The organism is Xenorhabdus sp. KJ12.1, from assembly GCF_963876495.1.
In the GTDB taxonomy this organism is placed as follows: domain Bacteria; phylum Pseudomonadota; class Gammaproteobacteria; order Enterobacterales; family Enterobacteriaceae; genus Xenorhabdus; species Xenorhabdus stockiae.
Map to the genome: position 1 here is coordinate 140,548 of NZ_CAWNQH010000083.1, position 12,462 is coordinate 153,009.

The 12,462-nt window shown below is 40.1% G+C and carries 10 protein-coding genes; 6 read left to right on the top strand and 4 right to left on the bottom strand.

All coding sequences use genetic code 11. The annotated features are described in order from the left end of the window. Window positions 1–196 precede the first annotated feature (196 nt). The 6 genes from AACS92_RS15125 (at window position 197) to AACS92_RS15150 (ending at window position 9,720) form a co-directional block, all read left to right on the top strand. On the top strand, window positions 197–748 hold the full coding sequence (locus AACS92_RS15125; protein ID WP_099108826.1) for a fimbrial protein: 552 nt from the start codon (window positions 197–199) through the stop codon (window positions 746–748). Window positions 749–985: 237 nt separating this feature from the next. Next, entirely contained in the window at window positions 986–1,699 is a 714-nt protein-coding gene (locus AACS92_RS15130) for a fimbrial biogenesis chaperone (protein WP_099108827.1), read from the top strand. A gap of 17 nt (window positions 1,700–1,716) precedes the next feature. After that, window positions 1,717–4,221 carry a fimbria/pilus outer membrane usher protein gene (locus AACS92_RS15135; RefSeq protein WP_099108828.1) on the top strand — a complete coding sequence of 835 codons (2,505 nt, stop codon included), beginning with the start codon at window positions 1,717–1,719 and terminating at the stop codon, window positions 4,219–4,221. Between the two features lie 2 nt (window positions 4,222–4,223). Beyond that, entirely contained in the window at window positions 4,224–5,288 is a 1,065-nt protein-coding gene (locus tag AACS92_RS15140; RefSeq protein WP_153044749.1) for a fimbrial protein, read from the top strand. A gap of 412 nt (window positions 5,289–5,700) precedes the next feature. Beyond that, entirely contained in the window at window positions 5,701–7,284 is a 1,584-nt protein-coding gene (locus AACS92_RS15145) for a hypothetical protein (protein ID WP_099108830.1), read from the top strand. 183 nt (window positions 7,285–7,467) lie between these two features. Next, the gene (locus AACS92_RS15150) at window positions 7,468–9,720 is read left to right on the top strand and encodes a hypothetical protein (protein ID WP_099108831.1); all 2,253 of its coding nucleotides are present in this window, start codon (window positions 7,468–7,470) and stop codon (window positions 9,718–9,720) included. A 134-nt stretch (window positions 9,721–9,854) separates the two neighbouring features. Here AACS92_RS15150 and AACS92_RS15155 read toward each other — a convergent pair whose 3' ends face one another. From AACS92_RS15155 to AACS92_RS15170, 4 genes are all read right to left on the bottom strand, one after another. Next, entirely contained in the window at window positions 9,855–10,133 is a 279-nt protein-coding gene (locus AACS92_RS15155) for a helix-turn-helix domain-containing protein (protein ID WP_099108832.1), read from the bottom strand. 16 nt (window positions 10,134–10,149) lie between these two features. Then, window positions 10,150–10,989: an MrpH family fimbial adhesin gene (locus AACS92_RS15160; protein WP_099108833.1), complete on the bottom strand. Its 840-nt coding sequence runs from the start codon at window positions 10,987–10,989 to the stop codon at window positions 10,150–10,152. A 69-nt stretch (window positions 10,990–11,058) separates the two neighbouring features. Beyond that, window positions 11,059–11,637 carry a fimbrial protein gene (locus tag AACS92_RS15165; RefSeq protein ID WP_099108834.1) on the bottom strand — a complete coding sequence of 193 codons (579 nt, stop codon included), beginning with the start codon at window positions 11,635–11,637 and terminating at the stop codon, window positions 11,059–11,061. A gap of 63 nt (window positions 11,638–11,700) precedes the next feature. Continuing rightward, on the bottom strand, window positions 11,701–12,459 hold the full coding sequence (locus AACS92_RS15170; RefSeq protein WP_099108835.1) for a fimbria/pilus periplasmic chaperone: 759 nt from the start codon (window positions 12,457–12,459) through the stop codon (window positions 11,701–11,703). Window positions 12,460–12,462: the final 3 nt, after the last annotated feature.

Here is a 12,462-nt window from a genome sequence, read left to right on the forward strand (position 1 = left end):
TATTTAACGCCACTGTAACATGCAATAACCTTCAAAAAATCTCCGATTATTCTTAAACAGAACAAATTTGATTTTATTTTAATCTTGAACATACTTTATTAAATCAAAGTATAATTTTTGGCTCGACCTTTCAGGAAATATTTCTTTTTTTCTAGGAAGAGTTAATACACCGCTTTATTTCCTCAGGAGTAATGTAATGAAAAAAACCATCATCATTGCTGTGCTGAGCAACATGTTTGTTTTATCTACCGTTCAGGCTGATGGAAGTGGAACCATTAATTTTAGCGGCAAGTTGAATAGTCAAACCTGTGCTGCGGCGGTTAATGGTGCAGCAAATTCGGCTCCAGCAAGCATCACCCTGCCCAGCGTGCCGATCAGTATGCTGAGCACGAATGGCAATACCGCTGGCCAAACCAAATTCACGATAGATGTGACCGGATGTGCTCAGAATGCTTCCTCCGGTGCCGATACGGTTAAAGCTAGTTTTAATAGTTCCAACGCAGATAAAAATGGCTACCTTACCAATACTTCCACCTCAGATGGTGCAACGAATGTCGTTCTAGAGTTGATAGATGGTCAGGATAAATCTGCTATTAAAGTAGGATCTCCATCTCAGTATAACGGTAATTATGTCAATATTGTCGATGGTAAAGCAACCTTGCCATATTCCGTGAGTTATTTAGCAACTGGCGCAGCAACCGCAGGTAATGTGCAATCCAACGTTACTTATATACTGATTTATAAATAATCAAAATCTAAATTTAAAACGAATTCTAAATACACTGCGGCCAATAGATGGGCGGGTCAGAAAGGTTGAATTTCCCGGAGGACATAAAATTATTCACTGCGACATTCATGTAATGCTGAAATAGCCGCACTTTTTTATCTCCGTAATAAAACTAGGAGAGCAGAGTTCTCCACCCATAATTTTGCATTTTATTTGGGAAATTTTTTACTTTTTTCTTTTTTTAAAAGGTAAGTATTCATGACTCTGACCCGTTTATTTTCTGCAATAACCCTTTTTCTGGTAATGAGTATATCGTCTACGTATGCCAGCATACAAATTAACACTACCCGGGTGATTTACCATGCAGCAAAAAAAGATGTCAGTGTTCAGGTCAATAATTCAGGGAAGTACCCCGTTCTTCTGCAAAGCTGGACAGATGACGGACACCCAGAAATAAAACCTGATGTGATGCGCACGCCTTTTGTACTGACTCCACCGTTAACGCGGGTCAATGCGGATACGGGGCAGACACTGCGCTTGTCTTTTATCGGTCCAGCACTACCATCAAACCGCGAAAGCGTGTACTGGCTGAACGTGCTGGAAATCCCACCAGTGGACAATAAAGATAAGAATCTGATGCAGGTGGCATTTCGTACCCGTATCAAGCTTTTTTACCGCCCTAAAGAACTGGATGATAAGGGCGCACAGGAAGCAGCATCGCAGCTACATTGGCACCCTCAGGGAAATAAAATTACGCTAACTAACCCGAGTCCTTACTACGTATCTGCGGTCGGTATTACCGCCACTCATGCGGGCAAAAAGAGTTTAGTGCAGGCAGATATGATCCCTCCGAGAAGCAACGCTGATTTCTCCCTGCCTGCCGGTATAATAGCAAACAGTATCGATAGCGTAACCGTAGATGCCATTAACGATTACGGTGCAGTCGTTACCGTGCCTGTCGCTCGGCAATAACGCTGTAGGATATCAACATGCGTAAGGCCTTCCTTACTGGAATGATAGTGACAGGGCGCACCGTCATCTGGATTTATTCCTTCCTGCTCGCGATACCACTTATGGCCGCAGAGCCTTATGGTGCTGATAATGTGGAATTTAATACATCATTCCTTGACAGTGCCTATACTGCCAGAGTCGATCTAAAACAATTCAGTCATAGTAATGGAATGCTGCCGGGACAGTATCTGGTGGAAATTTACCTGAATGATGAACTGGCCACAACGGAAAAAATAAACTTCAACAAAATGTCCGATGACCGGGTCGTTGCCTGTATGACACCGGCATTACTGGCACACCTTAACGTCATACCTGCTGCGCTTCATAATACCGATAAACTGGCCGATGGAGGCTGTACGCCAGTGGAGCAAGTCATTCCTTCTGCTCGCGTGACCTTCGATGGAAGTAAACAGAAACTAACAATAGCAGTACCGCAGCGGGATATACAGAAAGCAGCACGAGGCAGTGTGCCACCGTCACAGTGGCAAAATGGCAGCATGGCTGCTTTCGTCGGCTATAACACTAGCGCCTACCAGTCTCACTATAAGGGAAAAACTTTTAACTCACAGTACGTAAGCCTGAACAGCGGACTGAATCTGGGAGGCTGGTATATCCGCCATAATGGTTCCCTAACTCATCAAACCGGGCTCAGCAGTCGTTATCAGAGTTTGAACACTTATGTTCAGCATGATATTACCCCCATACGAGGGCGCTTTCTGGCAGGCCAGAGCAACACAACCGGTCGACTGTTTGATTCTGTGCCCTATACCGGGATATCAGTGTTCAGCGACGACCAAATGCTGCCTGAATCACAGCGCGGCTACGCACCCGACATTCGCGGGATTGCGCAAAGTAATGCCCGTGTTACGGTTCGTCAGAACGACAATGTTATCTATGAAACCACCGTTCCGGCAGGTGAATTTGTTATAGATGACCTCTACCCAGCTGGATATGGTGGTGACCTGAACGTCACTGTGCGAGAGGCAGACGGTAGTGAAAATACCTTTCTGGTACCCTACTCCTCAGTGGCTGACCTACTCCGCCCGGGGGCTTCGCGCTATGAAGCTGTTGCCGGAAAATATCGTCAACTGAATCACAGTAGCGAGCTGCCATTTTATCAAGCGATCTGGCAGCAAGGCATCACAAATATTTTATCTCTGTACGGCGGTGGACAATTCAGTAGAAACTATCAGGCATATCAGGCTGGTGGTGCGGTTTCCACGTTCCTCGGAGCACTAGCACTAGACGTAACACAAGCGAACACCACAATGGCTGGTGATAAACTCAGCGGGCAGAGCTACCGCCTCACGTATAATAAATTGATTTCAGATACAAAGAGCAATATTTCTTTGGCTGCCTACCGACTATCCACGCGTGATTATCTCGATTTTTCCCAAGCCATGCAGTATCAAAATCGGCAAAAAAGCGATGAAATATATGCAAGATTACTGAACCAAACCAAAAACCGCTACAGCTTAACCCTAAACCAGAGACTACCGGAAGATTGGGGATTGCTCTCATTTAGCGGATTGTCACAAAACTACTGGGATCGGCGCGGTCATGATACACAGTACCGGCTGGGTTACTCAAACCACTGGAAGCGTCTGAGCTATTATCTAGCTGCCACTCGAAGTCGAAGACCGGAAGGTTTGATAGAAAACAGATGGCTATTCTCCCTCAGCTTACCACTAGGGGATGAGCGCCCTGTCACACTGAGTTCGACAATATCCCACGATGGCATGGGTGGGCTCGCGGAGCAGGTTTCTCTGTCAGGCACAACGGGTGAGCGTCAGCAGTTTAGCTGGGGCATGTCGGGAATGCACAGCAAACGAAGCGGTAGCTCCGGCAGCGTCAGCGGACAGTATCTTTCCCCTTTGGTGGCCGCGAATGCCTCCGCGGGAATTGGGCGTAATAGCCGCACCCTATCCGCCGGCCTGTCAGGTTCTGTAGTTGCACATCCGCATGGCGTGACGCTGACACCATACAATGCTGATACTTGGGCAGTAGTGAATGCTCCGGGTGCTGCTGGAGCGGAAGTCACCAACTATCCGGGATTGATGTTGGATCACTGGGGAAACGCAGCCATTCCGCTCCCCCTACCATACCAACACAATGTAGTGAGTCTTGACCCTAAAAACATCTCCCGACAGGTGGAGTTTGAGAGTACAGCGCAGAATGTAGTACCCCGTGCAGGAGCGATAGTGGTGGCGAAATTCGGAACTCGTCAAGGATACGCGCTACTGTTGGTACCATCTGAAGGAGAAGCAGGCCTACCATTTGGTACGACCGTGACAGATAACCAAGGAAACAGTGTTGGCATGGTGGGTCAAGGAGGAATGGTATATGTACGCGTGAATGACAAAACCGGAAAGCTGTTCGCCACTCAAGATAATAAGGCCAAGGCAGCGATCTGCGTGATATCGTTCAGCATCACTGATGAAACTGAATTATTACAAACAATAAAATATCATTGTGGAAAATAACGATGAGACAACAACTGCATTCGAATTATATCAAACGGGCGATAGTGCTATTGCTAGTGGTTTTTACTTTATTTTCAGGGAGAGTATTGGCTATGTGCAATCCTTCTCCTCCTCCAGCACCAGTCTATCACGCTCCATTGAAATCCATTTCACTTACCGTAGGTAATGATAACAACAGTGCACAGTTGTATAGCTATCACGCCCAATTAAATATGGGATATACCTGTACTGGCAATCCGCCTTATACATACAGCATGAAAGTAGTAAATGGCACCTTAGCCGAAGGTTACAGCGATGTATACACAACAAATATACCCGGAATCGGGATTAAGTTTGTGAGGCTAGTTAGTAACCAAGATGTAAACGGAACAGGAAGTTTCTCTGTTAATATTAATGCCTTATTTATTCGCACACATACAGGAAGATTGAGCTCTGGAAATATAATTGGAAATCAATTGCCAAAAGTTTCTGGAGTTATTCTTGATAGTGATGGTGAGGAATATGCAAACCCATTGTATACACTGGGCTATAGTGGCTTAATACCCATTACGGTTGCAAGTTGTGCAACTCCTGATAACCTCACCTATTCTCTGAAAACGGTTCACTCAGGAGATTTCTCAGGAGTGAATTCAGCAACGGCCTGGGTTAATACGCCTGTTACATTGAAATCCTGCAGTGACTTTTATGGTTATATGTCCGGAGGCTTTTATGAGTGGTCATCAACAACACCTAATGATATTGGGGAGAAAGGAGTGATAAAGGCAAAAAATACTTTGTTAATGCATCTAAAACCAAATACGCCCATCATTAATTCTGAATTGGGAATTATTGGTCTTGATGAAACAGGAATGCAAGCCGCAGGGGGTATAGGTATTCAATTGGGTATACAATCCAACAGAACCTATATACCTGTAAATTTATCAGCACCGATACAAGTGAATCCTGTATTGGGTGACACTTCCAAAACTGTACAGTTTAATCTTGGAGCAAGGTATATTCAAACAGAAAAGGCGATAACCCCTGGTTTAGCAAATGCCAGTGTCATCTATACTATTAATTACCAGTAGTCACATATTATTCTCGAATAACAATGCTCCAGCCCTCTATGGCTTGTTCTTCTTTTACTCATTTTTTACGATAGAAAGAGAGTGTTTAGATAGTGTATTTAAGAGTTTTAATATATAGATTTTTTTTGATGCCTACATATTGAATAGTCATCAAGATAAATGTAATCTGCATTTGTAACTTACCTCAAATAGCACGCTTAAATAATATTATTAGTACCGTCAAAAATTATTAAAAATTCTTCATAAAATGAATATGTTATAAAACCTCTACTAATTTCACAGCAAAAATAAACATTTTAAATCATAAATAAATTTTTTAATGATATTTTTTAGAAAAAATTTAGCCATGCATCTATAACATACCAGTATAAAAAATACATTTAACTTATACAGTGAAATAAAAGAGGAAAAAATGACTCAAAAAATAACAATAACAACCAGTAATGGTTCGATTTTAAATGATAATTCAAAATTAATTATAAACCAGAGATTGAATTTAGTAATTAAGTTAGCAGGAGGAGATCAAGATTTTAAAGATCATGATACTGTAACTGTAACCTCCAATGCAAATTGGGCAACTATAAATAACGGAAATGGTATAAAGGTTAATATAGATAAGAAAGATAATAAACAAGCCTCAATTAAAGATGTGATTTTAAATATAGATAGCTCAAGTAATAACGTAGGAAGAAATATAGAAATCACTGTTCAAACAACTAATAACGGTTATAAAAAAGAACCTTTCAATTATACAGTTACAGATCTAGATCTAGATAGTTTAAAATTAGTTTTTGAAAAAAATTATTTAAAAACACCAACCCAAAATAATAATCCAACTAATGGAGATAGTGGAAACTTAATTAATACACTAGTGTCTGCTACAGTTAAAGACAGTAGTGGTGTAGCAATGCCAAATTTTAGTATTACCATAAAACGTGACTTTCAGGATCAACTATCACAATTTTATTTCTTAGACAAAGAAAATAAACCTATAACAGTCAATACTAACTCTAAGGGAGAAGAAACAGAGTTTACATTGATATCAGATGAAAATGGAAGTATAATTTTTTCTGCATACCCTAAAATTAACACATCTGCTGTATTAGGCTTACAGAGTCTACCAGATGGGCTTCCCATTAGTCAGAATTCGGATGGACTATTATTTGTTTTAAGTGGGGAGCCTGATGATTATCATAATCTTTTACCTGCTCCTCAAATAGAGGAATTATCTGATGAAAATATATTAACAGTGAAACCGGGAACAAGTCAATTTCATGTCGAGGTTATAAACCCGAACACCTCAAATACATATTATCTATTATTTTTTGTGAATGGAAAATATGTTGGCGAGGCTAATGAAATTACTGGAAATAATAATATACCTGATACTTTTATATCTAAACTACCATACCAGGTATTTCCTATAGCAAAAAACAATCTCTTTAGTTATGCTCAGGCCACACGCGAAGGTAGTGTTTCATATTCTCTAGAATTACCTGTAACATATAACGGTGGTTCAGCTAATAAGCCAGATTCTTCTATTACTAGAGAATTAGTTGCTCCAATACTGTATTCAAGCAAAGGAATAGCTCCGCCAAATTTACCTATAAATCAATATGATACAATTAATTACCCTGATATTGAAGATTATATAACAAACGGTGGAACAGCTCTTTATGTAGTAATTGATGTTGACCCAAATGACCCTCACAAAATATCTTATGGAGATACTGTATACGTAGATATTTATATCAATTCCGCAAATAGAGGCTCACAACATAAATCATATCCACTCACTATACTTAAAGAAAAATCAACAGTATTTTTATCTATTCCTTATGGTCCTATAGTAGATAACGATGCTGAAAACAACCACTCAGGTAGTTTTTATATTGAGTATTATATATTAGACACAGTAAATAATATTCGTAGTAAGTCCAGTCAGATTTGGTCAGGCTTTATAGAAACAGCCAGGCCTGGATTACCTAACGGGTAATGTAAAATATGCAGTTATAATAATTAGTTATGGCAACAATTTAATATACTCATTAAATGAGTATTGTGAGCATAATGCTATCAGCTCATATAGTTATGAGCTGATAGATAAAAATCACAGAACAGCATAACAGGAGCATTGCTGAAAGTCTGCAGTAATATATCTGCACAGACAGGATGCGTGATGATAATAAAAATGACAGAAAATAATAAAATTAGACATCCCTGTATCGATCAGAATAAAAATGGCATGATCGATATTGTCGCATACAGGGCACGTGGTGATACACATTTAACCCTATCAGTTCCGCACCATGAAGAATTAGATGATTCATATCAAATAACAGGCTATATAGAAAATGGTAAGGGAGAAATAATAACATCCTTACAAAATGTTTCCAGAAATAAAGAAAATTTATCTTATAGTCTATTGTTTTCATTAGATGACTTTATCATCAATGATGAATATGAAGTATATTATGTTATTATTAAACCTTCAGGCGAGAGGTTAATTTCTGAAAAATTAAATATCACTATTAAAAGTGATAGCTATTATCTGAAAGCCCCTAAATTCCCTCAAGCCGATCCAGACGGAGTCATTGATATTGGTGGTATGGATGTATCCAAAATTACCTATATAGAAATGGTTGTTCCGTATTATTCTGGTGAAGAGGATGGTGACATAATACAGGGTTATCTTACTATTGAAGGAGGAGATACAATAACATCTGAGCCTTATCTTGTTGAAACAGAACCTGCTGACACCTACATCGTTGTGTTTGATAAACATAAATTTTCAACCAGTGGCCAGTATCAAGGATATTATACTGTTAGTAGACAGTCCGGAAGTAAGTCCCCTCCTTCTCCTGAAAAAAAGGTTATTATTAAGGTTCCACCAACAAATCCACCTGTCGACGACTCTGATTTTTTAATCATGGGCGCCCGCTCTACTCTTTACGGTGCTGCTAACGCCCTTCCAGGACCACAATGTCTCACAGCCTGGGATATGAAACGTAATCCAATTAAAGTCACTTGGTCATATATCGGAATCCCAAAAACAGATATAACTTGGCAAAATAATCATTCTAGTTATTTCTATGATAGTGCACCTTATTTACCTATAACAGCAACTTCAACGTCAGGCAAAACGGTCACACTTAACCCACTCAACATTTTTGGTAATGGAGGAGGACACGACAATGTGTATTCAGATTTTTCCGAATATCAAACAGGTTATATACCAGTCAGCTTAATTTATGGTGTGCCAGAATGTTTTACCTCCAGTTTTGCAGCATTGCTTAATAATCGTGATTTAGTTATCTGGGGAAATATAAATCCTAAATCCCTAGGTATTGTCGATAACAATGTGAGTAAAGCTGTTGCAGCAGGTTGTGGTTATTTGGCTCTAAAAGAAGATGGGGCATTATCATTTTGGCCATCAGCCACTGACATGGATCTTGGTGGTTCACCTCCCACGGGGAACGATTTTATTGATATTGGATTGGGAGGAACATGTGCAATGGGTCTACGCTCTGATGGAACATATTTACATTGGGGATATTATAATATATCTCCTTCAATCAGTCATGTAGACTCTACTGATAAGTCTTTATTCTTCGCCGATGATATATCTCTATATATCATTGATATGGAGATGAAAGTAATTCGTAAACTTATGTCTCAGTATTTTCCTTATGCTAATTACCCTGGTTATGTGGATTCTAATTATTCTATTCACTCAGAAGATTTAAATAATCCTCGGGTCTTATCGTCTTTTTTTGGTAATGAAGTTATGTACATCAATAATAATGGTACATTGAAAATGAAGTCATATACAGATTATACTCAAGCTGGAGATAGTATACTTCTATCTCTTTCTGTTTCTGGCTTATATTATAATGGAGATTTTGTTGGGGGATCCGGTCAAGATATGGATTTGATATATACGGCTATTATATTGAATTCTTCTAGTCAGGCATTGTTCTTAACTTCACCACGAGAATTCTATTACTCACTGGACTCTAACCCTTTGATAGTCGATAATGTTGCCGATATATCATGCAATAGAGATACAGCTATATTAAGACATCATGATGGTACTGTCACAGCAGTAAATAAAAAAAATCTTACTAAATCGACAATAAATATTTATAAAAAAATTTCCCAAGTTACTTGCTCGGCTAAGGCCTTTGCCGCATTACATGTAGATGGTACCGTTTATGCTTGGGGTGATAAGGATTATGGTGGTGTGATTGATGAGAAAACCCAAGCTCAGCTATATAATGTCAGAGCTATTTACGCTACAGGAAAAGCCTTTGCGGCTTTGACATCAGATAACAGAGTGGTGACTTGGGGAAATAGCCTTGTTACTGAACATAATGATATTGTAGAAAAATATATTAATGGAAACATCAGTTATTACGCTCAAAACGAATAAGGTAATATTGATACAGTAATCAAGGTACAACGCTGAAAAATCCGATTGGTTGTCCTGATAAATAAAAAGCCATCCATTTTTTGAGATGGCTTTTATATAAATTTAATCACACCTTCTTAATTAATACTTTTTATTCAATATAAATCTAATATTGTTTCAGCCACACAGGTATGTTGGTTTTTCATTTGAGGAGCGGGTTTAATAAAACAATCTTCCAGAAACCAGCTTGCAGGTGTTTTCAGAGTAATAGAGACAACAACCAAATGTTCCAGACTAATTCGATTCGTTCCCCGTTCATAACGTGATAACTGCTGGTGACTGACGCCGATTCTGTCCGCCAGCTCTGCTGCTGTTATCCCAAGCTCTTTTCGCTTCATTTGGATCCGTTTACCTACCAGCATACTGACTCGCATAGTATCTTTACCCTCATTATAAATAGGTTAGTAAGACAACTGCTGTACCTTCATATTTACCGGCTTTCGGTTGTATTAATGTGTGCAGTGTTGAAGTCAGAGTGAAAGTGGAAGGTATATATTTTCCCTCAGCAGTGACATTCACTCCATCTGCTGCATTCTTTCCATCAATCTGTAATGCTGAATAAATTTGTTTATTAGCATCGAGATAAACTTTGGGTTCGTTATTAATAGACTTAACCTGCAACATTATTTTGTTGCTATAAAGTGCACAGCTAAACTGGCCATTAATAGAACGGGTTGCGTTATTAACTTCTGAGGCTTTTAATTCACCATAAGCAATTTCAACGGGAACAATAAGTTCACAACTCTGGTTTGCAGGCGGTAATTTATTGCAGGTTGAATTAGGAAATTTTTGTGCTGTACCATAACCTGATGATATCTGGTTGGTATAAAACAAGCCGACACACTGTGCATTCGCAGTAATAATCGGGAATGTGACCCGTTTAGGAATTCCAAGCTGGCTTTTATAAGCCCGCATGACATCTGCGGTTGTCCGGTATTTATGGGCGTCAGTCAAACAGACCTTTGCATCAATACAAGAGCCATACATACCCGGCTGTTTACCATTGTTATACTGGACATCCGGGCCAACATAACATTGCGGCTTGTTATAACAAGGGTTCTCAATTCCCTCTTCTTCCGTCCATTCAATCAGCTCCATTGTCGTAATGGTTTGTTTACCCGATGTAGTGGTATTCACGGGCATAACATAAGCTCCACCATAAGAATATGAAGCAGTTAAGAAAAATAATGATGCAGAAAACTTCATTAATGATTTTGTAATATGACGCATAATTTATTTCCCTAAATAGCCCCAAGCCTGGCCCGAATATCATGGAATCCACTCAAAAGGCTGGCGTAGCTATTCATAACTAAGCTCAAAAGTTGCCATCGCATTGAACTCTCCGACACCAATTTTGTTTTGCAAAAGTGCGTTAGGATCGGCTTTGACATAGGCCTGAAACGGAATGACATGACTACTGTTCGTGCCAGCAAGTGAGAACTGAGCCGTTTTATTAAAAGGAAGTGGTGTACCATCCAGTTTTTCCATACCAATAGCCGCACCAGAAGCATTGCTGCCGTGACTGAACGCCAATAATCCCGGCTGCTCTTTGCTCTCTTGCCCGACAAATTTGATATTCACTTTCTGCGCGACTTTGGGGTCACACTCTTCCAAATGCAGACGGAATGGCTGGCTTGGTGTGCGCTGATATAAATAAAGATCCCGGCTGGTAATGCTGCCAAAATCCACTTCCATCGCTTTATCTTCCGGTTTAATCACACAGGAAGGCGCCAGTACAGTCATCGTAATTCTGACATTTTGACGAAGGTTATCTTGCGCATAAGCACCTTGCAGGCTGCTCATTCCCAACAGGAATAAGGCCGGCAGTACTAATAATTTCCGCGCACAGTCAGAGAACTTTATATTTAACGAATTCATTATTCTTTATCCTAAAATTCATTATGATTGGGTGAAGTCTGTTTTGTGATTCACCAAATCTAATCAGCCCTCTTCATCGAGAATCTTTGTCACCGTACAGTTATTGCCACTACAACTAAAAGCTAACTGCGGGTGTCCGCCATAGTCATTGACATAAGTCAAGATAGGGTTACTACCGAAAGCGCTGGCTGTTCCGCCCAGTGTTTCACTGCTTTTAGGTGCCAGCATGAATGGTTTGAACCCCTCGACCGGCTTGCCTTTAACTTGACTCTGGCCTTCTGCAATCGTGACGTAATACGGCGTTGGGTTATTCAGCACATACTGGTTTCCCTGACGGGTTAACGTCAGTTTTTCCTGCCACGGGTTTTCCAGATCCACACGACGTGCGATAACCGCTTCCGGGCGGTAGAACAATTTAATTTTCGTCTGTATCGCGAGTTGCAAAACATTTGATTTTTCACTGCGTGGTGGAATTTCACGGACGTTGAAATAGAACAGGCTTTCTCTATCCAGAGGTAATTGCGCTATCGCGGGTAGTGTCTGAATCTTAATCTGGCTCTTCATCCCGGCTTCAATACGCTGAACAGGCGGAACAACAACAAGTGGGCTGTTGATTTTATTTCCCTGCTCATCTTCAATCCATGCCTGTGCTAAATAAGGCAAATCAGGGTGTTGATTCTCAATATTTAAGCTGACAGATTTTTCATTCCCATTAAAAATAGCCCGGGTGCGATCTAATGCTATCGCCGCCGTTGCCTGATGGACTGACATTAAACTTGTTACCGTCACGGCAGCTATCATTAGAATTTTTTTCAGTTTCATAGT